Genomic DNA, 25,135 nt, shown 5'->3' on the forward strand with positions numbered 1-25,135 from the left:
ACGCGCGTAGTGCCCTGGCGGTCGACGGATCGACGGCTGCGTCAGGTGCGTCAGGTACGACAGGTGACTGCGCCAGAAAACTACACTGCTTTACTCCCCCATTGACGGACAGTCATGCCGTTTCGCACGCTGCGTCATGTCCGTGCTCCCCCCGTCCGACCTGCGGGTCAGGCGCCCTCGCGGCCGCCGGTGACGTCACAGGTGCCGGCGCCGCCAGATCACCCGGGCCGTCTCCACGTAGGCGGTGGCGCGCGCGAGGTGGCCCTCCGGCGGTGTGTGCCGTCCCAGCCGAGTGTGGTACGTCGCCATGGAGTTGACCAGGGTGCGGCCCTGCGGGGTCAGCCGGTTGGAGCCGAGCAGTTGCGGCAGCACCGCCTCGACCTGGAGGCGGCAGCGGCAGTGCGCGGCCCAGGCGGTCTCGCGCTGCGCGGGCACGGTCGCGGCGAGCGCCACGTCCAGGTGGAAGCCGGCCAGCGCGAGGTGCGCGTACGCGCCCTGGAAGACGCCGTCGAAGGGGCGCGGGTCCTGCCGCCAGGGCGCCCAGTAGCGGGCGGTGTCGTCGGCGGTGTGCAGCGCGGTGACCTCGGCGAGGGCGAGGAGTTTGGTGTGCTGGAGTTCGTGGACGAGGGCGGCGGCCATCTTCAGGCCGCCCATCGGGGTGCTGCTGAGCAGGGCGCCGAAGGCGTCGCCGAGGGTGGCGCTGTACTGCGCGGAGCCGGCGCCGGCCAGCGGCACGAAACAGTCGAGCAGCGCGGCCACTTCACGGGCCCGGTTGCCGTCGCCGAGCCGCAGCCAGGGCTGGGCCTCGCGCCAGGCCGTACGCCACCTGACGCGGTCCTCGTCGGTGAGGCGGCCGGCCGCGGCGAGGCCGTACGGATTGCCGGCCCGGCCGCCCTCGCCGCCCTCCTCGCGGTACGGGTCGGCGTCGTCGATCAGCACCGGCCGGCCGCCGGGGCGGTCCTCGTCCGGCCACAGCGCCTGGATCGGGCGCCAGCCGGGCGCGGCGGAGCGCCACACCCCGTCGGCGCCGCGCCGCACCTCGACGGCCCGGCGCGGCTGGTCGGCGTCGGGGCGCAGCCACAGGCGGTTGCCGTCGCCGTCGACCCGGAGCGTGCCCGAGGGCTTGGGGGTGCGGTAGCCGCCGAGTGTCGGCAGTGTCAACAGGCCGTCGCGCACCGGGACTTCGGAGCTGAAGCGCAGGCCCGCGCGGGCGGCGGCCGAGGCGGCGAGGGCGCCCAGGTGCGGCAGTGCCCGTGCCGCGCGCGGCGCACCGCCCGCCAGCGCGAGCGACCGCAGGCTGCGTTCGGCCCACGCCCCGGTCAGCGGGTAGTGCACCACCCGCCGCGCGGCGGCCGGGTCGGCCCGCTCGGCCCGCTCCAGCAGCCGCCAGTCGCCGAGCACCCGCTCGGCGGTGCCCTCCGGCAGCGCCCCGGCCGGCGCGGTCCGCACCGCGTCCAGCAGGGCCCGCAGCACCAGCAGCCGCCGCCCGCGCTGATGCCCCACCAGCAGTTCCAACGCCTGCGCCCCGCTGCCGGTGCTCCCGAGGACGGGCAGTACGGCGCCCACGTCCGCGAGGGGTCCCGCGGGGGTCATGAGGCTCTCCGCGGGGGGCCAATGGCCGTGCGGGACCCGGCCGTTGACCCGGCCGTTGACGTGACCGTTGCCGCGGCGGCACGGGTGAGGCGGGCGGCGATGTGGCGGATGAGGTGGGTGAGGTCGGCGCAGTAGACGGAAGGGTTGCGGAAGCCGGTGGCGGCGCGGTAGCGGTGGGCGTAGTGGCCGCCGCCGCAGACGGTGACCAGGGAGCAGGAGCGGCAGCCGGCGGCGAGGGCCGCGAGTCCGGCCTGGCGGGCGGCGATGCCCGGGTGCGCGAGGGCGTCGTCGAAGCTGTGCCGGAAGACGTCGAGCCCGGTGGCGGCGGCGCCGTCGTAGGCGGACTTCAGCGCGTCGACCTGCTCGATGCTGCCGTCGGTCTCGACCACGACGGCGGTGAACGGCTGGAGGCCGAGCCGTTCGATGCCCGAGCCCACCCCGAGCAGCAGCGCCACGCACTCCTCGAAGAGCCGGATCCTGGTCTCCCGCCGGTCCGCGTCCCACCAGCGGTCGAAGACGGCGGTCAGCCAACGCCCGTACGGCGCCGGGTCGTCGGGCGGCGCGGGCAGGCCGGGCGGCAGCGCCGTCCAGTTGCCGTGCGGCAGCAGCAGGTCCATCCGGGGCGGTCGGAAGGCGAGCAGTGATTCGTAGACCTCGACCGGGTCGTGGCGCAGATCGGCCACGCACAGCAGTCCCGCGTACGCCTCGGGCGCGGTCCCGGCGAGCAGCCGCACCCCGGCGGAGGCGGCGGGCCAGGAGGGGCGGCCGGCGTGGTCGACGCGCGCGCCGTTGTGCGCGGCCAGGCCGCCGTCGAGGCTGACGCCGATCTGTATACGCGCGTCACGCAGGACCCGGATGCGTTCCCGGGTGAGCAGGGTGCCGTTGGTCTGCACGCTGGCGTGCACGGTGCAGCCGGCCGGCACCGTCTGCCGGATCAGCGCGACGTCCGCGGCGAGCGCCTCGGCCCCGTTCAGCAGTGGTTCGCCGCCGTGCAGCACCACGGCGACATCGCGCAGGCCGTGCGCGGCGGCGTGTTCCGCGATCCGCTCGGCGGCCTTGCGGGTGACCGCGTCGGACGCGGCCCGCGGCCGGTCCCGCCAGCCGTGGTCGGGCCCCGCGTAGAGATAGCAGTACGTACAGGCCAGATTGCACCGACTGTGCGTCTTGAGGATGAACTGCCGTAAGGGAAAGGCACGTTCGGCCGCACGGCCGCCGCTGGGCGGCCCGTCCCCGGGCGGATGCCGCAGCACCACCTCACCTCCCCCGTGACATCGAAGCCGCCCCGTCGGCCCCAGCGGTAATTCCCGCCGGACGGCCGGAAGTAAACGCAACCGGACTGATCCGGGAGGGATTTGGCCGTATCCGCCCAGGTCCGCGGCCAAAAGCGGGGCGGCGCCGGTACGGGCACGGCGCGTACGGTTCAGCGGGTGGGCTCCGGCGCCGCCGGGTCGCTCTCGAAGCCCCACAGCGCTTCCCCGCCCGCGCCGGCCGCGCGCTCCCGCAGATCGCTCACCAGCGCCGCCAGGACAGGGTGTTCGACGGTGCGCAACGACTCCAGGTCCATACCGAGCAGGTCGATGCCGGGGTCGGCCGGCGCCTGTTCGGCCTGCCTCTGTTTTGCCTGCTCCCGTTCCGCCGGGGCCTGTTCGGCGGGAGCCCGCTCAGCGACGGCCCCGTCCCCTTCGGCCGGCCCGGACACCGCCTGACTTCGCGTCAATTCCCGCTCGTCGGCGGTCGGTTCGTCGGCGGCCCGCTCGGCCCCGCCGCCGTGCGGCTGCTCGTCCATCGTCGGCCTCAGCTCTCGTCGTGCCCGTGTCCCGTTCGTGCCGTGCTCTCGTCCGTACCCTTTCAGTACCCTTTTCCTGACCCTTTCCGGCGGGCGGCCCGCGCCCCGTCCCGCCCGTACGCCCCGTACGGGTCAGGACGCCCGGGTCAGCGCCGCCAGCCGTTCGGCCGTACGGAGCCGCGCCTCGTCGTCGGCCGCGTCGACGGGCTCCGGCAGCCGCCGCCACCGGGTCTGCGCCGCCCGGTACGCCTCGGCGGCGGCCCGCGGCCGGCCGGCGAATTCGTAGACCACTCCCCGCCAATGATGCGCCAGCGCCGACAGCCGCACCATGGGGCCCGGGTCGGCGGCGCTCTCCGCCGCGGTGTCGGCGGCCTCGGCGGCGCGGCGGTAAGCGTCGGCGGCCGGGTCGAGCCGGTCACCGCGCTGCGAGTGCGCGTGCCCGAGCCGGTGCGCCTCGCCCAACTCGAAGCAGACCCGGGCCAGTTGGCCGGGCTCGTCGGCGGACTGGGCGGCCAGGCCCAGCACATGCTCGGCCTCGCGGAGGTCGACCAGATCCTGTTCTGCCCGGTAGCGCAGCACCAGCGCGCGGCCGAGCATCAACAGCCGCCCGGACAGCCGTGGATCGCTCTCCGGGGTCTCCATCCGGCAGTCCCGCAGCACCTGCACGGCGCGGTTGACGAAGAGTTCACCGCCGGGCAGCGCGGACCTGCCGAGCAGCGAGTCGCCCCATTCGGCGACGATGCCGCTGTATTCGGGCCGGTCGCGCGGGGTGAGGCGACACGCCTCCGCGAACCGCCCGGCCGCCGCCTCCAGTTCACCGGCCGGACCGCCCTCGCGATGCCTGCCGACCCTGATCCGCCCGGCCCGTACCAGGATCGCGGCCCGCAGCAGCCGGTCGCGGGTCTCGCCGAGCGCCCGGTCGACCAGCCGCTGCGCCTCCACCAGCCGCCCGCCGACCAGCAGATGGGCGTCGACCAGGGACAGCAGCGCGGCGATCCGCGCCTCGGGCCCGGCCTCCTCGTGCTCCAGCGCGTCCAGGCCCGCCGCGAAGTGCTCGGCGGCCTGGAGCGCGTAGACCTGTTCGCGGTCGCGTTCGGCCGCGGTGCCGGCCAGCCGCAGCAGCGCGCGGCCGTGCGCGAGCGCGAGGCCGCTGGGCCTTGCCTCGTCCGGCGGCCAGGAGTCGGCGAACGCCTCCAGCATCCCGACCGTCTCCTGGAGCAGCCCGGCGTCGCCGCCGAGCTGCCACTGGTCCTCCAGCACCCGAACCCGTTCCAGGGTCGCGCCGAGCACGTCCTGGGGACTGAGTCCCGGCGCGGCGCACACCGCGCTGAACTCCCGGTCGGCGCGCCGCAGCAGTTCGAGCGCCCCCCGGGTGTCGCCCTCGGCGGCCCGCTCGTCGGCGGCGGCCTGGAAGACCCGGGCGCGCACCGCGCGGGCCGGCACCGAACCGGGGTGCGCCGCGGCCGTCGCCGCCGCCTCCTGGGCCTCGCGCAGCAGGGCCGCACCGCCGCGCAGCCGCCACAGCGTGATCAGATTCTGCGCCAGCTCGCTCCACAGGTCGGGGTCGGCGCCGCGGACCCGTTCCTCGTCGGCGGCGCGCCTGAGCACCTGCACGGCGTCCAGCAGATTCTGCACCATGCCCTCTTCGGTGAAGCGGGCCACGAGCTGCCGGGCGCGCTGCACCGCCGAGGACGGCTGGCCCGCGCCCACCGCGCCGCCCTGCCGGTGGTCCTGCCCGGTGCTGCCGGGCAGCGGCATGAAGCGTTCCAGCACCCGGGCGGCGACCTCGGCGAAGGGCTGCGGCGACTCCACCACGACGGCCGTGGCCTGTTCGGCGAGCGCGGTGGCGCGGGCGGCGGTGGCGACGGCGGCGTCCGCGAGCCGGTCCTCGGGTCCCTCGGTGAGCTGGGTGATGGCGAGCGCGGGGAAGTTGGGGCCGCTCTTGCCGAAGCGCTGCTCGACGTATTCGGAGCAGTGCTTGAGCACCAGCAGCGCCTCGTCCCTGCCGAGCGGGCCGAGCAGCACGTCCCGTACGCCGTCGGCGAATTCGTACCAGCGGTGGTCCTGCGTGTCCCCGCCGGACATCCGCTTGAGCAGGCCGCTGAGCAGCACCTCGGACAGCTCCGCGGGCCCGGAGTCGGGCAGCATCGTGCGCTGCACGAGCTGCATCACGGGCAGGAAGAGCGGGGCGGCGGCCAGATAGACGGCGAGCTGGGCGGCGGCGGGCGAGGCGGCCGAGCGGAAGCGGCCGACCAGGGCGGCGGGCGGCACCGGCGACCGCCTCGCGGGCGGCGGTGTCGCGGGCTGGTCGGGGCGGACCCAGCCGACGGCGGCGGGCACCCGGGCCGCGCCGGTGCCGGCCAGCAGCCGCGCCCAGGCGCCCAACGCCTCGGCGGTGGGCGGCAGTACGGGCACCGGCAGCGCGTCGGGGGTGGGCCCGACGGCGGGCCGGCCCGTGGTCCCGGAGGAGAAGCGCGGCGGCGCGGCGCGCACCAGTCCCTCGCCGCGGTGCAGCACTCCGTAGGAGACGGGCAGCCGGGTGCGGGCCCACAGCCGGGCGGGCAGCGGCTGGAGGACGGCGACCGGGCCGTGCCGGGCGAGCCGGTGCAGCAGCCGGTGCGCCTGGCCGGTCCGCCACAGCGGCCCGGCGCAGTCGCTGACCAGCAGCGTGACGCGGCGTCCTGTGGGGTCGCTGAGCTGCTCGGCGGAGCGCAGTCCCGCGGCCTCGGGGTCGAAGCGCCCGCTGACGGCGGGGGCGCCGTCGGGGGTGGCGTGCAGATAGCGGACCTGCACCTCGTGGAAGGCGCCGAGCCGTTCGAAGACCTGGCCCAGCTCGCGGAGCATCCGCTCCCACACGTACATCGAGGAGGAGGCATCCATCAGCAGCTGCATCGAGGCGTCGCCGCGCAGCACCGGCCGGAAGACCGGCAGCAGCAGTCCGGCGGCGCGGGCACTGTGTTCCGCGGTCGCGGACTCGTCCAGCTCCTGGCGCAGCGGCCGGGCGGGGCTGCGGTAGCGCTGCAACGGCCGCAGCGACGACTGGAGTTCGAGCAGCCGGGGCAGCGAGGCCGCCTCCGGCACGGCGACGGTCAGCGCGGCGGCGGCCGGTCCGCCGCGGGCCCGGCCGGGGGCGCTGACGCCCGGGTAGAGCTGGACCACGCGGTCGTCGGCCGGTGCGGTGAGGCCGGGCGGCAGGACGGTGCCGCCGGGCGGGGTGGCGTCGCCGAAGCCGGGCAGGCCGGCGCCGTGCGTACCGTCACCGGCGCCGGGTATGCCGCCGCCGCCCTCGGCCGGTTCGGCGGCGGGCGCGGTGGGGTGGGACCAGCGGGCCAGCCACAGGGCGTCGGCCAGTTCGGTGGGGCCGGGGTCGAGCCCGGCATCGGTCAGCGCGCCGACGACCGCCGCGAGCGGATCGGCGCGCTGCTCGTCGGGGTCGGCCGCAGTCGCGTCGGCCGGAGGTTCGTCGTTCGGAGTCGCGTCATGCGGACTCCCGTCGTTCGGGGTCGCGTCGTGCGGACTCGCGTACGGGTGCGGGTCGTTCGGGGTTCCGTCGTGGGGGGTGCCGGTGGGGAACTCGGGCTGCGGACCACGGTCCTGCTCGGCCATGACCGTCCCCTCACCTGGGCCGGTCGAGTCGCTGGATGAGCATGTCCGCCAGCCGGCTGCGGGTGGGGGGCGCGGCGTGGTGGGTGAGGAAGATGGCGTTCAACAGCTGGTCGGTGGCGAGCAGTTCGCTGCGCGACCGCTCCAGGAAGCGGGTCACCAGATCGTCGCCGACGGTCGCCGCCTCGTCGCCGAGGTGCGCCCGTACCACCGTGGACAGCCGCTGGTGGTCGGGGCGGCCCAGCTCCAGGTGGATGCAGCGGCGCAGCAGCGGCGGCGGGAAGTCGCGTTCGCCGTTGCTGGTGAGGATCACGAACGGGAAGGCCCGGCAGCGGATCCGGCCCTCGCGCAGCGTCACCTTGGCGCCGTCGTCGGTCAACACCTCGACCTGCGGCTCGCGTTCGGCCAGCCGCTCCAGCTCCGGTATGCCGAACTCGCCCTCCTCCATCACGTTCAGCAGGTCGTTGGGCAGGTCGATGTCGCTCTTGTCCAGCTCGTCGATGAGCAGCACGCGCGGCTTGGCCGTGGGCAGCAGCGCGGTGCCCAGCGGGCCGAGCCGGATGTAGCTGCCGATGCCGCCGGGCGGAGCGGTGCCGGAATTCGCGGCGATCTGGGTGTCCTGGAGCCGGGCGATGGCGTCGTAGCGGTACAGGCCGTCCTGGAGCGCGCTGCGGCTGACGATCGGCCAGTGCAGCACCCGGCCGAGGCCCAGCTCGTACGCGACGGCGTGCGCGAGGGTGCTCTTGCCGGTGCCGGGGCTGCCGGTGACCAGCAGCGGACGGCGCAGGTAGAGGGCCGCGTTGACCATTTCCAGCTCTTCCGGGCTCGGCCGGTGCATCTCGGCCATGTGCCGGTACGCGCCGAGCCTGCGCGCCGAGGAGCTGTCCGCGCCCGGGCCCTGCTGGACCAGCGGGCCGCCGTCGAAGTCCCGCCAGGGCGGCGGTTCGGGGAGTCCGTCGATGCCGGTGTGCGGTTCTCCCGTGCCTCGGTAGATGAGCCACTCGCCGGCCGGGCTGGCGTCGGTCATGTCACTCACCTCGATACCTCGTCCTCATGGAGTCTCCAGCAGCTCGTCGGTTCCGGGTAGGGGTCGGCGGGTGGGGTCGTCGTAGAACAGCGTCACGCCCCGGGACCAGTACGCCTCGGGCACGCCGGCGGCCACCGCGGCGCGCAGCGCGGCCAGCGCACGGGGCAGCCGGGCGGCCGAGCGCGCGGCGTGCACCGTACGGATCACCCCGCGGTGGAAGTCGCCGCACGCCGTCTCCGGTTCGACCGGTTCCCTGCGCCACACCGCGACCGGATAGCCGCAGCCGACCAGGCGGTGCAGCTCCTCAGGGGCGGTCGCGGCACTGCGGCAGAGCACGGGCAGCGTGTCGCGCGGCCGGGCGCTCAGCTCGTCGTCGGACGGGAGCTGCCCCGGGGTGCCGCCGTCGCAGTCGAGCACCGCGGTGCGCGGCGGCTGCTGGTGCAGGGTGTGCCAGCGGGCCTGCCGGGCCTCGGCGCGCGCCGGGTCGTCGTCCGGCGGCGGGTCGGTGCGGCGGATGACGACCGGGCGGACCGAGCCGAGGGCGCGGCCGCCGGGGCCGAGCGGCCAGGTGTCGGCGGCGAAGGCCACCAGGGCGCCGGGGACGGCCAGTTGCAGCGGCGCGGGGTAACCGGGCTGGTCGCAGCGGCGGAACGCCTCGTCGAGGGAGGCGCGCAGCCGGGCCGGCAGGTCGTCCAGCGGGGTGCCGCGGAAGTCCTCCTCGACGCACTCCACTTCGCCGTTCTCCGGGACGACGCAGACACGCCAGTCCAGCCGGCCGGGCTCCCAGCCGCGCGGGATCAGCTCCAGCAGGGCCTCGGGCCGGATCCGGCCGGCCGGCGACTCCTCGCCCGCACCGCCCGGGCTCCCGCCGCCGTCCGCGGAGCCGGCCGTAGCGGCGACGTACGGGTCCGGGTCGAGGACGGCGCCGAATTCGGTGCCGAGGCCGATGGCCGGGTCGGCGCGCAGGCCCGCGCCGATCCCGGTGTGCGCGGCGGCCGCCGCCCCGGTGAGCGGATTGCCGCGGGCGCGGAGCCTCGCCTTGCGCTCGGTGACCAGGGTGTTGCGGAACAGCCGGGTCAGGCCGAACGCCCCCGCCGCGGTGTCCTGCGCCCAGTGCCACAGCACGCGTTCGGCCGCCTCGTCCACCGGGCGGGTGCGGTCGGCGGTCGCGGCGTGCACCGCGTAGCGCAGCACCGCCTCCAGTTCACCGGTGCCGCGCCGCAGGTCGTACAGCAGGCCGAGGCCGTCCCGCCAGGCGCGCGGCGCGGTCGGCAGGCCCAGCGCGGGGGTGCCGCGCACCGCGCCGACGATGTCCTGCAGGCTCCTGGTGCTGGCCGGCGGCGGCAACTGGGCGAGCATGCCGAGCAGTACGGTGCGCTGGCCGGGGGTGAGGGCGCGGCCGGCGGCGGCGCCGATCTCGGCGTGCGCGTCGGTCCAGGTCGGTTCCTGGCCGCCGACGAAGGCGTAGCGGTCGGCGTGGTGCAGGTCGTGCGCGGTCATCACCCGGTGGTAGAGGTCGTCGCCGCCGGTGCCGTGCCCGCTGGTCGGGATCCTGCGCAACTCCTGTATGCCGATGGCGAGTCCGCCGTCCTGGCCGGTGCGGCGGGCCTTGAGCACACCGATCACCTCGCCGCGCACCAGGTCCACGACCGGGCCGCCGGACACCCCGTTGGGCATCTCGTCCTCATTGCCGAGCTTGAGCAGCCCGCCGCCGCCGAGCTGGCCGCTGATGGAGCAGCGGCCGTTGTACGCGACGACCTCGCCGTCCATCGGGATGTGCCCGAAGTAGGCGACGCGATTGGTGGTGTAGCCCTTGGCGGTGCGCTCGGTGAGCCAGACGCACGGGTGGTCGACGCCGTCCAACAGCCGGATCAGCGCGAGGTCGGGCGCCGGCCAGCGGCCGCCGCCGGCGTGGCCCGCCGGGTCCGCCCACTCCACGACGCCGCTGAGCATCCGGTCGCCGTAGCCGATCGACACCTTGCGGCCGGGCCCGCCCGGCGCGGGCTCCTGCCCCGCCAGGGCGACGTGGGCGGCGGTCAGCACCCAGTTCGGCGCCACGAAGAAGCCGGAGCCGCGCAGCGGGTAGCCGGGCTCACGGCCGTGCACCCGTACGGTGGCCGCGCTGACGAGAGGGGTCAGGATCTCGGCGGGGTCGGCCGCTTCGCCCGGGCCGCCGAAGTCGCTCATGCCGCGCTCCGCGAGCCCGTGGCCCTCCCCGGTGGAAGGCGTAAGCCGGACGCCGCCGCGGCAGCGGTGCGCTCCCCCATCCCACCCCCAGTGACTGATCGTCTCCGAAGGCTAGCCCGCGGCCAGGACCGGCGCGAGGCCCTTCGGACATACTGCCTATCCTTGCCGTGTACGTCCCGTCTCGTCCCTCCCGTTCTTCCCCGCCCACCGCCCGTCCCACCCTCGTTCCGGAGCAGATCTTGTACTTCACCGACCGCGGCATCGAAGAGTTGGCCTCCCGGCGGGGGGAGGAGGACGTCACGTTCGAGTGGCTCGCCGAGCGGCTGCGGGAATTCGTCGACCTCAACCCCGAGTTCGAGATTCCGGTTGAGCGTCTGGCCACGTGGCTCGCGCGCCTCGACGACGAGGACTAGCCTCCGGCTCGGTCCCCACGACCCGCACTCCTCGGAGTACGTCCGCCCTCCCACGGCGTGGGGTGCCCGATGTCTCCCGCGGAGGACGGTGCCCTTCTCGCCTGACGGCGAGCGAGGTCTTTCAGGGGCGCGGCCCCTGTACCCGCACCTCTGCGGAAAGGGATGCCCCTTCAGGGGCGCGGGGACGCGGCGCTGCGCTGACGGAAGTGGGTGCCCGACAGGGGCGCGGGGAACTGCGCGACCAGCCCCCACCGGCCCGGTGGTCGCAAAAACAACAGCGTCTGCCCCGCTGGGGGCGGTTTTTCGCCTGAAGGCGCGCCGCGGCTGAGCGCACAGTTCCCCGCGCCCCTGATGGCTACCGTCCTCCGCAGGAGATCGAGCACCGCACTCCGCGGGAGACATCAGGCACCCCACTCCCCCGGAGGGGGACCCACTTCCGCGGGTGCGGGTAGGGGTGGGTTGAGCTTGAGCGGCACGCGATATATCGTGAGTAGCGGGAGACGCGATATGTTGCGTCAAGCTGCGCGCAGCGCATGAGGCGAAGGAGGGGCACCGTGACGTCGGAACGAACCGTGGCCGAACCGGAGAAGTTCGTGTTCGAGGAGCCCGTGGACACGCTGTGCGTCCGCATCGTGAACGGCGCGGTGAACGTCGTCGGCACGGACGACGGCGGCCCCGCCCGGGTCGAGGTCAGCGAGATCGACGGACCGCCCCTGAAGGTGTACCGCAAGGGCGGCACGCTGACGGTGACGTACGACGACCTGCCCTGGAAGGGCCTGCTGAAGTGGCTGGACCGCAAAGGCTGGCAGCGCCACGCGGTGGTCTCGCTCGCGGTGCCGCAGCACACGAAGGTCGAGGTCGGCGTGGTCGGCGCGGGAGCGGTGATCTCCGGGATCAGCGGGGACACCACGGTGCAGGGCGTGAACGGCGACACCACGCTGGTGGGCCTGACAGGACCGGTGAAGGCGAACACCGTGGCGGGCAGCGTCGAGGCCCAGTCCGTCTTGGGCAGCCTGCGGATCAACACCGTCTCGGGCGACCTGACGGTGGTCGAGGGCAGCGGCTCCGAGGTCAGGGCCGACTCGGTGAGCGGCAACATGGTGCTCGACCTCGACCCGTCGGCGGGCGCCGACGTCCGCCTCACCACCGTCTCCGGCGAGATCGCGATCCGTATCCCGGAGCCGGGCGACGCCGAGGTCGACGCCAACACCACCAGCGGCCATGTCTCCTGCGCCTTCGACGAACTGCACGTCACGGGCCAGTGGGGCGCCAAGCGCATTACCGGGCGGATCGGTACGGGGGGCGCCCGCCTGAAGGCCACCACGGTCTCCGGCGCCATCGCCCTGCTGCGCAGGCCGCCGCTGGAGGACGCGCCCTCGTTCCGGAAGGACATCTGACATGGCGCCCGTCTTCGCGCACGGCCGGCTGCGGCTGTACCTGCTCAAGCTGCTCGACGAGTCGCCCCGGCACGGCTACGAGGTGATCCGGCTGCTGGAGGAGCGCTTCCAGGGCCTGTACGCGCCGTCCGCCGGCACCGTCTACCCGCGCCTGGCCAAGCTGGAGAAGGAGGGCCTGGTCACCCACTCCACCGAGGGCGGCCGCAAGGTCTACTCCCTCACCGACGCCGGCCGCGCCGAACTGGCCGACCGGGCCGACGAGATCGCGGGCCTGGAGGCGGAGATCCGCGAGTCGGTCTCCACGCTGGCCGCCGAGATCCGCGAGGACGTGCGCGGCGCCGCGGGCGATCTGCGCCGCGAGGTGCGGGCCGCAGCGCAGGAGGCGCGCACTCCCCCGCACCAGCAGGCGCAGCAGGCCAAGCAGCAGTGGCGCGAACAGGCGGCGCGCGCCAAGGAGGAGAGCCGCCGGGCCAAGGAGGAGGCGCGCGACGCGCGCCGGCAGGCGAAGGCGGCCCGCGAGGAGATGGAGCGGATCGCCCGCCAGGTGCACGAGCAGATGCAGTCGCAGATGCGCACCGGCGACTGGCAGGCCGGGCTGCGCGACGGCCTGGCCGAACTGACCCGCGAACTGGGCCGGTTCGGCAGGGGCGGCGGTATGGACGTCCCCACCACGCCGTGGTCGCCGCCCGCGGGCACTCCCCCGGTGTGGGCCGAGGCGACCGCCGAGCAGGAGCAGGACGAGCCGGAAAAGACGGAAAAGGCGGCGCCCGGAAAGTCCGCCGCGGAAGCGGACGCGGACCAGAACGACGACACCCCGCCGTCCGCCGACCCGGCCCGCGACCTGGAGCGCCTCCTGGACCGCTTCCGCGACGACATCCGCGACACGGCCCGCGACCTGGGCGTGAACGACCGTCAACTGCGCGAGGTACGGCGCCACTTGTCGCAGGCCGCGGCCCGGATCGCGGCGGCGCTGCACAAGCCGTCGCCGTAATGCCGCGCCCGGGCCCGGGCCCAGGCCGAAGCCCCGGCTCAGACGGTCAGCACGACCTTGCCGAACAGCTCACCGGCGGCAAGCCGTTCGAAGCCTTCCCGGGCCCGGTCCAGCGGCAGCACCGAGTCGATGACCGGGCGTACTCCGGTGAGGGCGCAGAAGGCCAGCAGGTCCTTCAGCTCCTCCTTGGAGCCCATGGTGGAGCCGACCACCTTGAGTTCGAGGAAGAAGATCCGGGTCAGCTCGGCGGCGGCCGGATTCGGCCCGCTGGTGGCGCCGGAGATGACCAGGGTGCCGCCGGGCCGCAGCGACTTGACCGAGTGCGACCAGGTGGCCGCCCCGACCGTCTCGATCACGGCGTCCACCCGCTCCGGCAGCCGCGCGCCCGGCTCGTACACGCCGTGCGCGCCCAGTTCCAGGGCGCGTTCGCGCTTGCCCGCGTCGCGGCTCGTGGCGTGCACGCGCAGGCCGGCCGCGCGGGCCAGCACGATCGCGGCGGTGGCGACACCGCCGCCGGCGCCCTGCACCAGGACCGAATCGCCGGGCCGTACCCCGGCGTTGGTGAAGAGCATCCGGTACGCGGTCAGCCAGGCCGTGGGCAGGCAGGCGGCCTCCTCGAAGGAGAGTTCCGCCGGCTTGGGCAGCACGTTCCAGGCCGGTACGGCGACCTTCTCGGCGAAGGTGCCCTGGTAGCGCTCGGTGAGGATGGAACGGCGCTCGGCGGGGCCGACTCCGTGACCGGTCTCGCCGATCACCGAGTGCAGCACCACCTCGTTGCCGTCCTCGTCGATCCCGGCGGCGTCGCAGCCGAGGATCATCGGCAGGCTCTCGCGGCCGAGGCCGACTCCGCGCAGCGACCACAGGTCGTGGTGGTTGAGGGAGGCGGCCTTCACGCGGACGGTCGTCCACCCGTCCCGCGGCTCCGGCTCCGGCCGCTCCCCCAGCTCCAGCCCGCTCAGCGGCTTCTCTGCGTCAATACGTGCGGCGTATGCGGCATACATGGCGCCGACCCTACGGCCGGGTAACACCGCGAAGGAACCGCCGTACGGTGTGACGCTCGCCGCCGTACGGACCGCACCCGCCGCCGTACGCACGCGCCGTACGGCGGGACGGCCACCGTCTGACGGCCGTTACCGGCGCGCCACGCCCTCGGCCCGGGCCGCCGCCGCGACGGCCGCGGTCACCGCGGGGGCCACCCGCGGGTCGAAGGGCGAGGGGATGACCCGGTCGGCGGACAGCTCGTCGGCGACGACCGCGGCCAGCGCCTCGGCGGCGGCGATCTTCATGCCCTCGGTGATGGCCGAGGCCCGCACCTGGAGGGCGCCCGCGAAGATGCCGGGGAAGGCGAGCACATTGTTGATCTGGTTCGGGAAGTCGCTGCGCCCGGTCGCCACGACCGCCGCGTACTTGTGCGCGACCTCGGGGTGGATCTCCGGCGTCGGGTTGGCCATCGCGAAGACGAAGGCGCCGGCCGCCATGGTCGCCACCGCGGACTCCGGCACGGTGCCGCCGGAGACGCCGATGAAGACGTCGGCGCCGTCGAGCGCGTCCTCCAGCGAGCCGCTCAGCCCGGCCTTGTTCGTATACGACGCCAGCTCCCGCTTGACCGGGTTGAGGTCGTCGCGGCCGGCGTGCACGACGCCCTTGCGGTCGGTGACGGCGACGTCACCGATGCCCGCCTCGATCAGGATCTTGGCGATGGCGACACCGGCGGCGCCCGCGCCGGAGATCACGGCGCGCAGGTCGCCGAGCGAGCGCCCGGTGAGCGTGCAGGAATTGCGCAGCGCCGCCAGGGTGACGACGGCGGTGCCGTGCTGGTCGTCGTGGAAGACGGGAATGTCGAGCCGCTCCTTGAGCCGGTTCTCGATCTCGAAGCAGCGGGGGGCGGAGATGTCCTCCAGATTGACGCCGCCGAAGGACGGCGCGAGCCGGACCACGGTCTCCACGATCTCGTCGACGTCGGTGCAGGCCAGCGCGATCGGCACGGCGTCGACGCCGCCGAACTGCTTGAAGAGGATGGCCTTGCCCTCCATCACGGGCAGGGACGCCTCGGGGCCGATGTCACCGAGGCCGAGCACCGCGGTGCCGTCGGTGACGACCGCGACCACCTGGGACTTCCAGGTGTAGTCGTGGACCAGCTCGGGCTTGTTCGCGATGGCGGTGCAGACCTCCGCGACACCGGGTGTGTACGCGAGCGACAGGTCGTCGGCGTCGCGCACCGGCACGGTGGAGGTGACCTCCATCTTGCCGCCGCGGTGCAGGGCGAAGACCGGATCGATCGGAAAAGCGCCTTCTGTGCCGTCCGCACCGTTCACGGCGTGCGCGCTGTCCGTACCGGTCCGGGGATTGACGATCTCCGCTGCCACTTTTTGACCCCTTTGTCTGAATGAGGAAATGAGGGTACTCCGCCCGAACAGGGGTGGAGGTGGGCTCGGCGCCGCGTCACCGGATACGAGTGAGCATGGTGACGGCCGACGCCAGGCGTGCCGCACGCACGCCATGGGCCCCGGATGAGGGGTGAGGACCCGTTCTACCGGAAGTCTGTTTCCGTTGACGAGTGCAAATTGATCGGCATGGCCCCCTCGTGGTCCGGCCTTGGTGTGCCGGCCCGACGGGAGCCCGGGGATCGCCCGTTATCCGATTTTGACACAACGGGAACCCTGTCAGGGGGTGTCCGGATGGCAAGATGCACAGATCACACACGGTGGCGGTACTCGATGGCGTGTGCCATGTCCACTGCACGACCCCCTCACTCCCGCAGGAGGACACTGCGATGACCGCACGCACGACCCGGCCGTCGGCCGCTCTGACTCGTCTCACCGCGGTCGCCGCCGTCGCGGTCGCCGGCACCCTGGTACTGACCGGGTGCGGCGACCAGACCAAGAAGGACAAGGACACCTCCAGCAGCGTCAGCCCTGGTGCGAGCGGGTCCACGGCGGCCTCCGGCGGCGCTCCGCTGTTCTCGAAGCTGCCGAAGAAGTACCAGGACTCCAAGACCATCCAGGTCGGCACCGACGCGTCCTACGCGCCGATGGAGCAGACCGAGGGCGGCAAGATCGTCGGCATCGACCCGGACATCGGGGACGCGCTGTCCAAGCAGCTCGGGGTGACCTTCAAGTTCACCAACGGCAAGTTCGACGGTCTGATCACCTCCCTGTCCACCGGCCGGTCGGACATCGTGATGTCCGCTATGAGCGACACCAAGGCCCGCCAGGAAGGACTGGACGACAAGGGCAAGAAGATCGGCAAGGGCGTCGACTTCGTCGACTACTACACCTCCGGCTCCTCCCTCCTGGTGAAGAAGGGCAACCCGAAGGGCATCAAGACCCTCGCCGACGTGTGCGGGCAGACCGTGGCCGTCCAGCGCGGCACGATCTACGAGGACGCGTTCAAGAAGCAGAAGACCGCCTGCGGCTCCAAGGGCCTGACGATCCAGCCCTTCGACACCGACTCCGAGGCGCAGACCCGGGTCAAGGCCGGCGGCGCCGTCGCCGACCTCAACGACACCCCGGTGGCCGCGTACATCGCCCAGAAGTCCGGCAACGGCAACGACTTCGAGGTGGCCGGCTCCCCGGCCGACGCCGGCCCGTTCGGCATCGCGGTGAGCAAGGACAACGCGCAGCTGCGTGACGCCCTCAAGGCCGCCATGGACGCGATCATCGCGGACGGCACGTACGCCAAGGTGCTGCAGAAGTGGAACGCGACGTCCGGCGCCATCACCGCCGCCGCGATCAACGGCGGGTCGTGACCGTGCCGTCCGACCGTCCGGAGAAGTCCTCCCCGCCACCACCCGAGGACGCCGTCCCGGCCGCGGCGGCGACCCCGTACGAGGCGATCCGCGCGATCCCGGTGCGCCACTACGGGCGCTGGGTCGCAGCGGTCGTCGTCGTGGTGCTGCTCGGCTGGCTGGTCTACGCCTTCTCGCAGGGCGATGTCATCTGGAGCACCGTCGGGGACAAGCTCTTCGACACCCAGGTGCTCAAGGGCCTGTGGCACACCGTGCTGATCAGCGTCTGCTCGATGGCGCTCGGCCTGGTGCTGGGTGTGGTCTTCGCGGTCATGCGGCTGTCGAAGAACCCGGTCACCGGCGGGGTGTCCTGGCTCTACATCTGGTTCTTCCGCGGCACCCCGGTGTACGTGCAGCTCCTGATGTGGTTCAACCTGTCGCTGATCTTCCCGGTGATCAATCTCGGCCCGATCTACAAGAACGACACCGTCGCCGTCATGACCCCGTTCGTGGCCGCCCTGCTGGGCCTCGGCCTCAACGAGGGCGCGTACATGGCGGAGATCGTGCGGGCCGGCATCCAGTCGGTGGACGAGGGCCAGACCGAGGCGGCGCACGCGCTCGGCATGACCGGTGCCCGGACCATGGGCAGAATCGTTCTGCCGCAGGCGATGCGGGTGATCATCCCGCCGACCGGCAACGAGTTCATCAACATGCTCAAGACCTCCTCCCTGGTCTCGGTGGTGCAGTACACCGAAGTGCTGCGCGCGACCTCCGACATCGGTTCGGAGTCCGGCGCGGTCATGGAGATGCTCTTCGTGGCCTCGGTCTGGTACCTGGCGCTGACCAGCGTGTTCAGCGTCGGCCAGTTCTATCTGGAGCGGCGGTACGCGCGCGGCTCGCTGCGCAGCCTGCCGGCCACGCCGTGGCAGAAGGTCAAGGCGAATCTGTCCACCCTGCGCCGAACGAAGGTGGCCTGATGAGCACCCCCCTGGTGAAGTCCGGCGTCGAGCCGATGGTGAAGGCGGAGGCCGTCCACAAGTCCTTCGGCGCCGCGCACATCCTCAAGGGCATCGACCTGGAGGTCGCGCCGCGCGAGGTGTTCTGTCTGATCGGTCCTTCCGGTTCCGGCAAGTCCACCTTCCTGCGCTGCATCAACCACCTGGAGCAGATCAACGCCGGCCGGCTGTGGGTCGACGGCGAGCTGGTCGGCTACCGGCAGCACGGCGACAAGCTGTACGAGCTGCGCGACCGGGAGGTCGCGGCCAAGCGCCGCGACATCGGCATGGTCTTCCAGCGCTTCAACCTCTTCCCGCACATGACGGCGGTCGAGAACGTCATGGAGGGTCCCGTGCAGGTGAAGCGGGAGGCCAAGGCGGTGGCGCGGGAGCGCGCGCTGCGGCTGCTGGACCGGGTGGGGCTCGCCGACAAGGCGGCGAACTACCCGTCCCAGCTGTCCGGCGGGCAGCAGCAGCGGGTGGCCATCGCGCGGGCGCTGGCCATGGAGCCCAAGCTGATGCTGTTCGACGAGCCGACGTCCGCACTGGACCCGGAGCTGGTCGGCGACGTCCTCGACGTGATGCGCGGGCTGGCCGAGGACGGCATGACGATGATCGTGGTCACGCACGAGATGGGGTTCGCCCGCGAGGTGGGCGACGCGCTGGTCTTCATGGACGACGGTGTCGTCGTGGAGTCCGGTCATCCCCGTGAGGTGCTGGGGAATCCGCAGCACGAACGCACGAGGGCCTTTCTATCAAAGGTACTGTGACGCGCCGTCACGCTACAAGGGGGTACGGGCCACGGGCCCGTACCCCCTCAAGCGTGCCGCGCCGGGCGCTACTTCAGGCCCAGCACCGTCGCGTCACTGGGCGAGGACCATACGCTGCGGGCCTCGCCGAAGCCCGCAGCGCGCAGGGTGTCGGCGTGCCAGGCGGCCGACGGGGTGTCGCCGTCCGCGTGCTCGCCGTAGATCTCGAAGCGCCGCGCGGTCGGCTCCGCGAGTGCCGGGTCGGCGGCGGCCAACTGCCACCACTCGGTCCAGCCGAGCACGCCTTCCGCCTTGGCCCGGTCCATCCGGGCGTGCCGCTGCGCGCTGTCGGCGGCGTTGATCCGCGGGGTGTCCGGGTCCGGCATGTGGTCGGCGTTGAGGAACACCCCGCCGTCCCGCACGAGCCCGGCGATCTGCCCGTACAGCACGCGCAGTTCGTCGCTGTGCAGCCAGTGCAGCGCGGTCGCGGTGAGCACCGCGTCGTACGAGCCGTGCGGCAGTTTCTCCGGCCAGCGCGGGTCCTTGAGGTCGGCGGTGACGAAGGTGACGCGCGCGTCGCCGGCGAAGGAGCCGGCGGCGATGGTGAGCAGCGCCGGATCGAGGTCGACGCCCGTACTCGTGGCGTCCGGGAACCTCCGCAGCAGCCGGTCCGTGATACTTCCGGTACCGCACGCGAGGTCGAGCACCCTGGGGGCGGTGCCGGTGAACGCCTGGACCATGTCCAGCATCACCCGGAAGCGCTCCTCCCGGTCGGGCATGTACCACTCCTGCTGGCGGTCCCAGCTCCGCTGCCAGGCCGCCCAGTCGCTCGGCGCCGCACGCTCGGTGACATCAGACATCGCAAGCCTCCGATTCGGCCTATCCTCGTAATACCCTGTCGGCAACTTCAGTCATTACCATTACGACACCGCAGAGCCTAGACCGCACGCAGTAAGGACCACAAGTGGAACTGGCTTATTACTCGGACTACGCCGTGCGTCTCGTGAACAGCGAGGAGCCCCGGCGCGGCACCGACGCGCTCACCTCGGTCGAGGCGGTCCGGGACCTGTTCGGCGCGAGCACCCAGGCCGCCGCGCGGGCGGTGGACGCCGACGTGGCGCGGTTGCGCGCGGTCCGCGTCCGGCTGCGCGGCGTCTTCGAGGCCGCCGACGAGGGCGACGAGGTCCGCGCCGTGGACCTGCTCAACGCGCTGCTGCTGGAATTCCCGGTCAGCCCGCAGATCTCCGGGCACGACTACCTGGACGACACCACCGGCCGCCCCGACTGGCACATGCACCTGGCCGACCACGCGGTCAACGCGAGCGCCGCCTACTCGGCCACCGCCTGCATGGGCCTGGCCGTCCAGCTCACCACGCTCGGCGTCGACCGGCTGGGCATCTGCGAGGCGGCGCCCTGCCGCAACGCGTACGTCGACACGTCGACCAACCGGTCCCGCCGCTACTGCTCGGACCGGTGCGCCACCCGCGCCAACGTCGCGGCCTACCGGGCCCGCAAGCGCCTGGAGAACGACCGGTCGGGCCGCAGCAACCTGACGCAGGACGCCGCCCAGGAGGCCGCCCCGGCCACCGACCGCTGAAGCTCGCCCGGCGGCCGGAAACGGCCCCGGGCGCGGGCGACCACCAGCTCGTCCGGCACGGCGCCGAACTCGCGGCTGTCGTTCTCCACGAACGTGTTGTCGCCGAGCACCCACCAGCCGCCCTCGCGCCGCTCCACCGCGCGCTTGACGATCAGCAGGTCCTGCTGCAACGGGTGCCGCAGCACCACCACGTCCCCTTCACGCACCAGCTCGGCGCCGCTGCTGATCTTCTGGATCAGCAGCCAGTCCCCGTGCAGCAGCGTGGGTGCCATCGATGGACCAGTCACCTCGACCAACTGCCACGACAGCCTGGCCCCCTGCTCCCGCATCCTGCGCCTCCTGGTTCGTTTCTCCACCGACTCCAGAGTGGCACCAGACTTTTGTCCTAAGCCACCTGGGGCACCCGAGAAAACGACTCTCCCAGGGAGTAATGTCCCACGTGGAAAGACGATCACGAGGAAGGACAGCCATGTTCACTCGCCTGTTCGCGCCCAAGGTCAAGGTCAGCGCCCACTGTGACCTGCCCTGCGGCGTTTACGACCCGGCCCAGGCCCGCATCGAGGCCGAGTCCGTCAAGGCGGTCCAGGAGAAGTACCAGGCCAACGAGGACGCGGACTTCCGCACCCGCGCGGTGCTCATCAAGGAGCAGCGCGCCGAGCTGGCCAAGCACCACGTCTCGGTGCTCTGGAGCGACTACTTCAAGCCCCCGCACTTCGAGAAGTACCCGGAGCTGCACCAGCTCGTCAACGACACCCTCAAGGCGCTGAGCGCGGCGAAGGCGTCGAACGACCCGGCGACCGGGCAGAAGGCCCTGGACTACATCGCCCAGATCGACAAGATCTTCTGGGAGACCAAGCAGTCCTGACCCCGGTTTCGCACCGGAGCGTCAAGCGCCCGCGCCAGCCGTCACCCTTACGGCTGAGCGCGGGCTTTTTTCTACCCCTCGTCATCTCCCGGAAATGTGGGATGCGCCACATTGATGGGGTGTCACATCGCTTCGGCGCGGACCCTCTTATATGGCGCCGGAGGAAACCGGCAGGCACGCAGATTGTCCCCGTCCGTCAGGTCCCCCGTACCGGCGGGCGGGGGCTTTTTCCTGCCCGCACCCGTCTCAATACTCGCCGTCGAGTTCCTGGAGCAGCCGCCGCTTGGGGCGCGCGCCCACCAGAACCTTGACCGGCTCCCCGGCCCGGAAGAGCAGCAGGGTCGGCATCGACATCACGCCGTACGCGGCCTGGGTGGCCGGATTGGAGTCGACGTCGAGCTGCACGATCCGCAGCCGGTGCGCCTGTTCGGCGGCGATCTCGGCGAGCACCGGCGCGATCATGCGGCACGGCGGGCACCAGTCGGCGGTGAAGTCGACCAGGACGGGCAGTTCGGACGCGAGCACCTCGGCGGCGAAGGTCGCGTCGGTGACCACGGGGACGGAGGTGGCGGTGCTGCTCATGGTGAATCCCTTTCACTGACGGACGGTTCGCACATCGGGTCGGCGCCGCCGTCCGCCCCCAGCGCCTCCACCTGCGCGCGGGCGAGCTGGGCGGCGACCTGGGCCCGTACCTCCTGGAGGCGCGCCACACAGGCGTCCAACTCGGCCAGCTTGCGGCGGTAGACCTCCAGCGAGGCCGCGCAGGTGTCACCGGCCGGGTGCCCGGCGCGCAGGCACTCCACGAACGGCCTGGTCTCCTCCAGGCCGAAGCCGAAGTCCTGGAGCGTCCTGATCTGCTCCAGCAGCCGCAGATGCTCCTCGTCGTACGACCGGTAGCCATTGCCCGACCGGTCGGCCGGCGGCAGCAGGCCGAGGGACTCGTAGTAGCGGAGCGTCCGGGTCGTGGTGCCGGCCCGTTCCGCGAGTTCACCGATGCGCATACGGACGACCGTAGACCTTGACGTACGCGTCAACGCCAGGAGTATTTCCGGCCGGGACGGCAAAAAGTTTCAAGATTTACGTCCAGGTGGTTGCTTACTGCCAGTCCCGGTCGCCAGGCTGCGGCCCAGCAGTTGTCCTACCCCTGGGACCACGAAGCAGCCCCCGCCACACACGCAACGCGACGCGAGGAGCCCGGATGCACCGCCCCCTCAGACCATCCCTCAGGCAGGCGCGCGGCCGCAGGCCGCTGACGCTGGCCGCCGCGCTGGCCCTGCTGGCCGGCCTCACGGCCACCGCCGTCGGCACCACCTCCGCCACCGCGGACGACCCGCACACCGCCCGGCAGGCCGAATTCACCGCGGCGGCGCACGAGTTCGGCGTACCGCTGCCCGTACTGGAAGCCGTGTCGTACTACGAGACCCGGTGGGAGGCGCACGCCGGGCAGTCCAACGCCGAGGCCGGGTACGGCCCGATGAACCTGACGAATCTGACCACCGCGGAACTCGACGCGGACGGCCTGACCACCCAGTCGCCGCGCTACGCCGACCTGCTCAAGGCCCCCGCCGAGCACACCGCGGCCGTCGCCGCGGGACTGATCGGCGCCGACACCGCGGCCGTGCAGGGCGACGAGACCCAGAACATCCGCGGCGGCGCCGCGCTGCTCGCCTCCTACGCCAAGGGCTACGGCCACGGGCGGCTGCCGCGTACGGTCGACGGCTGGTACGCGGCCGCCGCCCGCTACAGCCAGTCCACCGAGAACAAGGTCGCGCAAGTCTTCGCCGACGGTGTGTGGGACACCATGCGCTCGGGCGCCTCCCGCACCACCCAGGACGGCCAGACCGTCACCCTCGCGCCCGTCCGCGGACTGCACCCGAACCGGGGCGACGTGCGCAAGCTCGGCCTCAAGGAGGTCACGCCGCCCAAGAGCAGCCAGAAGCCGGAGTGCCCCAAGTCGCTGAACTGCGACTTCATACCCGGCGCCTACACCCTGCTCGACCCGTCGGACCTCGCGGACTACGGCAGCCACGACCTCGCCGACCGCCCGAACGGCGACCTCGACATCCGCTACATCACGCTGCACAGCACCGACGAGACGTACGACGGCACGCTCGACCTCTTCCGCGACCCGACCTACGCGGCGGGCGCGCACTACGTCGTGCGCTCCGAGGACGGCCACGTCACCCAGATGATCCCCACCAAGGACATCGCCTGGGACAGCGCCAACCGCTCCTTCTACCAGCACTCGATCGGCATCGAGCAGGAGGGCTGGGCGACGCACGGCGCGAGCTGGTACAGCGAGAACCTCTACCGCTCCACCGCCCAACTGGTGCGCTACCTGGCCGCGAAGTACGACATCCCGCTGGACCGCGCGCACATCCTCGGCCACGACAACATCCCCGGCGGCACCGAGTCCGGCGTCGCCACCCAGCACTGGGACCCGGGACCCGGCTGGGACTGGGAGCACTTCTTCGACCTGCTGGGCGCGCCGATCCACGCGACCGCGCGGCCGGGCAGCGACGTCGTCGCCATCAAGCCGGGCTTCGCGCACAACAAACAGACCACCACCTACTGCGACGACGTCCAGGGCTACAAGCAGTTCCCCGGCCCGTACCGCTCCTTCGACTGCCCGGTGACCTCCACCGGCGACGCGTCGAGCTTCGTCCCGCTGTACACCGCGCCGAGCACCTCCGCGCCGCTGGTCGCCGACCCGTATCTGCACCCGGACGGCAGCGCCGGCACCACGGCCATGAACGACTGGGGCGACAAGGCGCCGGCCGGTGAGCAGTACGTCGTCGCCGAGCGCAAGCCCGGCTGGACGGCCATCTGGTGGGGCGGCACGAAGGCATGGCTCCAGGACTCCCCGCAGCACCCGACGACGGTGCCGGTGAAGGCGTCCCGGATCGTGCCGAAGGCCGGGAAGACCTCGATCCCCGTCTACACCACGGCCTACCCCGAGGCGTCCGTCTACCCGGCGGACTTCGTGGCCTTCGAGGGCGGCACCCCGCCGCGCGCCCAGCTCGCCCGCGCCAAGTACACGATCCCCGCGGGCCAGTCCTACGTCGAGTCGGGCCCGGCCGAGCGCACCGACTCCTACTTCGCCATCTACTACGACGGCTCCGCGCCCTACGACCAGCACGACTTCGTCGGACAGACCAAGGTCTACGAGATCGTCTACAACCACCGCGTGGCGTTCGTGGACGCGGCGGACGTGGACGTCGTCCCGGCGAAGTGACTCTCGTCCGGCAAGACAGGCCCTAGCCCTTGCGGTCACCTTCGAGCGCTTCGTGGGTGACCCGCAGGGCGTGGCTCGAGGTGTCGAAGGTCCGCTGGGCCACGCACACGAACAGGCAGTCCACGACGACCAGTTGACTGATCCGGCTGGCCATCGCGCCCGGCCGGAAGGTGGTTTCCCGGCCCGCCGACACCAGGACGAAGTCGGCGAGCCGGGCGGCCGTGGAAAGCGGGTGATTGGTGATCGCCACGGTCACCGCGCCCCGGTCGGCCGCCCGCCGCAGCGGCGCGAGCACGTCCCGGCTCTCGCCGGAGTGCGAGACCGCCAGGAAGACATCGCCCTCGCCGAGCAGCACCGCGCTGGTCAGCGCCGACTGCGAGTCGCCGTGCGCGTGGCAGGGCCGCCCGATCCTGGCCAGCTTCTGCTGGAGGTCCTGGGCGACCAGGCCCGAGGCGCCGACCCCGGCGATGTGCAGCTGGCCGCCGCCGCACACCGCCTTGACCGCGCCCGCCAGCTGCTCCGCGTCGAGCTGCGTCGCCGTCTCCAGCACCGCCTGCGACTCGGTGTGCACCAGCTTGGCGATCACCTCGGCGGGCGAGTCCGCCTCGGTGATCCCCGAGGTCAGCGTCGAGCGCGGCGCCTGCCGGGCGGCGGACGCGGCCAGCGCGAGCCGCAGCTCCGGGTAGCCGGCGAAGCCCAGCGCCCGCGCCGTCCGCACGATCGAGGACTCGCTGGTGCCGGCGAGCGCGCTCAGCTCGGAGATCGTGCTGCGCGCCACCTGCGCCGGGTCCTCCACGATCAGCGAGGCGATCCGCGCGGCGGCGGGGGTGAGCGAGGGCAGCAGACCCCGCACGGTGGCGGTGAGCGCGTCACCGGCGTCACTGCGGCCAGTGACGCCCGCCGCTGCCGTGGCCGCTGAGTTGACCGGTCGTCCCGGGGCTGTTTCACGCACGGGGAAAGGATGCACCGA

At 72.8% G+C, this 25,135-nt stretch carries 22 protein-coding genes; 9 read left to right on the forward strand and 13 right to left on the reverse strand.

Features of this window, described 5'->3' with window-relative positions; all coding sequences use genetic code 11:
- Positions 1-195: 195 nt before the first annotated feature.
- The 6 genes from BM076_RS38050 to BM076_RS21020 all read right to left on the reverse strand — a co-directional run bounded on the left by BM076_RS38050 (position 196) and on the right by BM076_RS21020 (position 10,196).
- Entirely contained in the window at positions 196-1,593 is a 1,398-nt protein-coding gene (locus BM076_RS38050; protein WP_093715185.1) for an aKG-HExxH-type peptide beta-hydroxylase, read from the reverse strand.
- Positions 1,590-2,840, reverse strand: coding sequence for an FxsB family cyclophane-forming radical SAM/SPASM peptide maturase (locus tag BM076_RS21000; protein ID WP_093715256.1), 1,251 nt, complete (start codon positions 2,838-2,840; stop codon positions 1,590-1,592). Before BM076_RS21000 ends, BM076_RS38050 begins: the two co-directional genes overlap by 4 nt.
- A 173-nt stretch (positions 2,841-3,013) precedes the next feature.
- The gene (gene fxsA, locus BM076_RS37615; RefSeq protein WP_245796182.1) at positions 3,014-3,379 is read right to left on the reverse strand and encodes an FxSxx-COOH cyclophane-containing RiPP peptide; all 366 of its coding nucleotides are present in this window, start codon (positions 3,377-3,379) and stop codon (positions 3,014-3,016) included.
- A 132-nt stretch (positions 3,380-3,511) separates the two neighbouring features.
- Positions 3,512-6,985: an SAV_2336 N-terminal domain-related protein gene (locus BM076_RS21010; protein WP_245796183.1), complete on the reverse strand. Its 3,474-nt coding sequence runs from the start codon at positions 6,983-6,985 to the stop codon at positions 3,512-3,514.
- 10 nt (positions 6,986-6,995) lie between these two features.
- The gene (locus BM076_RS21015) at positions 6,996-8,009 is read right to left on the reverse strand and encodes an AAA family ATPase (protein WP_093715186.1); all 1,014 of its coding nucleotides are present in this window, start codon (positions 8,007-8,009) and stop codon (positions 6,996-6,998) included.
- A 24-nt stretch (positions 8,010-8,033) separates the two neighbouring features.
- Positions 8,034-10,196, reverse strand: a complete 2,163-nt coding sequence (locus tag BM076_RS21020) for a VMAP-C domain-containing protein (protein ID WP_093715187.1) — start codon at positions 10,194-10,196, stop codon at positions 8,034-8,036.
- Between the two features lie 239 nt (positions 10,197-10,435).
- On the opposite strand from BM076_RS21020, the gene BM076_RS36710 reads away from it, so the two are divergent.
- From BM076_RS36710 to BM076_RS21035, 3 genes are all read left to right on the forward strand, one after another.
- Positions 10,436-10,609 (forward strand): DUF6104 family protein, encoded by a 174-nt coding sequence (locus BM076_RS36710; protein WP_093715188.1) that lies wholly within the window; start codon positions 10,436-10,438, stop codon positions 10,607-10,609.
- A 533-nt stretch (positions 10,610-11,142) separates the two neighbouring features.
- Entirely contained in the window at positions 11,143-12,006 is an 864-nt protein-coding gene (locus BM076_RS21030; RefSeq protein WP_093715189.1) for a DUF4097 family beta strand repeat-containing protein, read from the forward strand.
- 1 nt (position 12,007) lies between these two features.
- Complete coding sequence (locus BM076_RS21035; protein ID WP_093715190.1) at positions 12,008-12,997, forward strand: PadR family transcriptional regulator; 990 nt, start codon at positions 12,008-12,010, stop codon at positions 12,995-12,997.
- 38 nt (positions 12,998-13,035) lie between these two features.
- Here BM076_RS21035 and BM076_RS21040 read toward each other — a convergent pair whose 3' ends face one another.
- The gene (locus tag BM076_RS21040) at positions 13,036-13,998 is read right to left on the reverse strand and encodes a zinc-binding dehydrogenase (protein ID WP_093715191.1); all 963 of its coding nucleotides are present in this window, start codon (positions 13,996-13,998) and stop codon (positions 13,036-13,038) included.
- Positions 13,999-14,127: 129 nt separating this feature from the next.
- Complete coding sequence (locus BM076_RS21045) at positions 14,128-15,363, reverse strand: NAD(P)-dependent malic enzyme (protein ID WP_093715192.1); 1,236 nt, start codon at positions 15,361-15,363, stop codon at positions 14,128-14,130.
- A gap of 407 nt (positions 15,364-15,770) precedes the next feature.
- On the opposite strand from BM076_RS21045, the gene BM076_RS21050 reads away from it, so the two are divergent.
- Genes BM076_RS21050 through BM076_RS21060 form a run of 3 tightly spaced genes read left to right on the forward strand, consistent with a single transcriptional unit; the run spans position 15,771 to position 18,489 of the window.
- Positions 15,771-16,745: an ABC transporter substrate-binding protein gene (locus BM076_RS21050; protein WP_093715193.1), complete on the forward strand. Its 975-nt coding sequence runs from the start codon at positions 15,771-15,773 to the stop codon at positions 16,743-16,745.
- Positions 16,746-16,747: 2 nt separating this feature from the next.
- Positions 16,748-17,701 carry an amino acid ABC transporter permease gene (locus BM076_RS21055; RefSeq protein ID WP_093715259.1) on the forward strand — a complete coding sequence of 318 codons (954 nt, stop codon included), beginning with the start codon at positions 16,748-16,750 and terminating at the stop codon, positions 17,699-17,701.
- Positions 17,702-17,736: 35 nt separating this feature from the next.
- Positions 17,737-18,489, forward strand: coding sequence for an amino acid ABC transporter ATP-binding protein (locus tag BM076_RS21060; protein WP_093715260.1), 753 nt, complete (start codon positions 17,737-17,739; stop codon positions 18,487-18,489).
- A gap of 68 nt (positions 18,490-18,557) precedes the next feature.
- Here the strand turns inward: BM076_RS21060 and BM076_RS21065 are convergent, their stop codons facing one another.
- Complete coding sequence (locus BM076_RS21065) at positions 18,558-19,328, reverse strand: class I SAM-dependent methyltransferase (RefSeq protein WP_093715194.1); 771 nt, start codon at positions 19,326-19,328, stop codon at positions 18,558-18,560.
- A gap of 104 nt (positions 19,329-19,432) precedes the next feature.
- On the opposite strand from BM076_RS21065, the gene BM076_RS21070 reads away from it, so the two are divergent.
- Positions 19,433-20,065 carry a CGNR zinc finger domain-containing protein gene (locus BM076_RS21070; protein WP_093715195.1) on the forward strand — a complete coding sequence of 211 codons (633 nt, stop codon included), beginning with the start codon at positions 19,433-19,435 and terminating at the stop codon, positions 20,063-20,065.
- Here BM076_RS21070 and sodX read toward each other — a convergent pair.
- Positions 19,969-20,394 (reverse strand): nickel-type superoxide dismutase maturation protease, encoded by a 426-nt coding sequence (sodX, locus tag BM076_RS21075; RefSeq protein WP_093715196.1) that lies wholly within the window; start codon positions 20,392-20,394, stop codon positions 19,969-19,971. The two genes, BM076_RS21070 and sodX, sit on opposite strands and share 97 nt — an antisense overlap.
- Positions 20,395-20,534: 140 nt before the next feature.
- On the opposite strand from sodX, the gene sodN reads away from it, so the two are divergent.
- Positions 20,535-20,930: a superoxide dismutase, Ni gene (gene sodN, locus BM076_RS21080; RefSeq protein ID WP_093715197.1), complete on the forward strand. Its 396-nt coding sequence runs from the start codon at positions 20,535-20,537 to the stop codon at positions 20,928-20,930.
- Between the two features lie 246 nt (positions 20,931-21,176).
- Here the strand turns inward: sodN and trxA are convergent, their stop codons facing one another.
- Both trxA and BM076_RS21090 read right to left on the reverse strand, forming a co-directional pair.
- On the reverse strand, positions 21,177-21,512 hold the full coding sequence (trxA, locus tag BM076_RS21085) for a thioredoxin (RefSeq protein WP_093715198.1): 336 nt from the start codon (positions 21,510-21,512) through the stop codon (positions 21,177-21,179).
- Complete coding sequence (locus BM076_RS21090) at positions 21,509-21,931, reverse strand: MerR family transcriptional regulator (RefSeq protein WP_093715199.1); 423 nt, start codon at positions 21,929-21,931, stop codon at positions 21,509-21,511. The genes trxA and BM076_RS21090 overlap by 4 nt, the downstream gene beginning before the upstream one ends.
- A gap of 197 nt (positions 21,932-22,128) precedes the next feature.
- On the opposite strand from BM076_RS21090, the gene BM076_RS21095 reads away from it, so the two are divergent.
- Positions 22,129-24,165, forward strand: coding sequence for an N-acetylmuramoyl-L-alanine amidase (locus BM076_RS21095; RefSeq protein ID WP_093715200.1), 2,037 nt, complete (start codon positions 22,129-22,131; stop codon positions 24,163-24,165).
- 22 nt (positions 24,166-24,187) lie between these two features.
- Here BM076_RS21095 and BM076_RS21100 read toward each other — a convergent pair whose 3' ends face one another.
- Positions 24,188-25,117, reverse strand: a complete 930-nt coding sequence (locus tag BM076_RS21100) for a MurR/RpiR family transcriptional regulator (protein WP_093715261.1) — start codon at positions 25,115-25,117, stop codon at positions 24,188-24,190.
- Positions 25,118-25,135 lie beyond the last annotated feature (18 nt).

The organism is Actinacidiphila alni, from assembly GCF_900112845.1.
In the GTDB taxonomy this organism is placed as follows: Bacteria; Actinomycetota; Actinomycetes; order Streptomycetales; family Streptomycetaceae; genus Actinacidiphila; species Actinacidiphila alni.

Excerpts from the sequence above, each read along its gene's own strand:
- BM076_RS38050 (WP_093715185.1), bottom strand. The coding sequence starts at position 1,593 with ATGACCCCCGCGGGACCCCTCGCGGACGTGGGCGCCGTACTGCCCGTC.
- fxsA (WP_245796182.1), bottom strand. The coding sequence starts at position 3,379 with ATGGACGAGCAGCCGCACGGCGGCGGGGCCGAGCGGGCCGCCGACGAA.
- BM076_RS21010 (WP_245796183.1), bottom strand. The coding sequence starts at position 6,985 with ATGGCCGAGCAGGACCGTGGTCCGCAGCCCGAGTTCCCCACCGGCACC.
- BM076_RS21015 (WP_093715186.1), bottom strand. The coding sequence starts at position 8,009 with ATGACCGACGCCAGCCCGGCCGGCGAGTGGCTCATCTACCGAGGCACG.
- BM076_RS21020 (WP_093715187.1), bottom strand. The coding sequence starts at position 10,196 with ATGAGCGACTTCGGCGGCCCGGGCGAAGCGGCCGACCCCGCCGAGATC.
- BM076_RS21030 (WP_093715189.1), top strand. The coding sequence starts at position 11,143 with ATGAGGCGAAGGAGGGGCACCGTGACGTCGGAACGAACCGTGGCCGAA.
- BM076_RS21035 (WP_093715190.1), top strand. The coding sequence starts at position 12,008 with ATGGCGCCCGTCTTCGCGCACGGCCGGCTGCGGCTGTACCTGCTCAAG.
- BM076_RS21040 (WP_093715191.1), bottom strand. The coding sequence starts at position 13,998 with ATGTATGCCGCATACGCCGCACGTATTGACGCAGAGAAGCCGCTGAGC.
- BM076_RS21050 (WP_093715193.1), top strand. The coding sequence starts at position 15,771 with ATGACCGCACGCACGACCCGGCCGTCGGCCGCTCTGACTCGTCTCACC.
- BM076_RS21060 (WP_093715260.1), top strand. The coding sequence starts at position 17,737 with ATGGTGAAGGCGGAGGCCGTCCACAAGTCCTTCGGCGCCGCGCACATC.
- BM076_RS21065 (WP_093715194.1), bottom strand. The coding sequence starts at position 19,328 with ATGTCTGATGTCACCGAGCGTGCGGCGCCGAGCGACTGGGCGGCCTGG.
- sodX (WP_093715196.1), bottom strand. The coding sequence starts at position 20,394 with ATGCGGGAGCAGGGGGCCAGGCTGTCGTGGCAGTTGGTCGAGGTGACT.
- sodN (WP_093715197.1), top strand. The coding sequence starts at position 20,535 with ATGTTCACTCGCCTGTTCGCGCCCAAGGTCAAGGTCAGCGCCCACTGT.
- trxA (WP_093715198.1), bottom strand. The coding sequence starts at position 21,512 with ATGAGCAGCACCGCCACCTCCGTCCCCGTGGTCACCGACGCGACCTTC.
- BM076_RS21090 (WP_093715199.1), bottom strand. The coding sequence starts at position 21,931 with ATGCGCATCGGTGAACTCGCGGAACGGGCCGGCACCACGACCCGGACG.
- BM076_RS21095 (WP_093715200.1), top strand. The coding sequence starts at position 22,129 with ATGCACCGCCCCCTCAGACCATCCCTCAGGCAGGCGCGCGGCCGCAGG.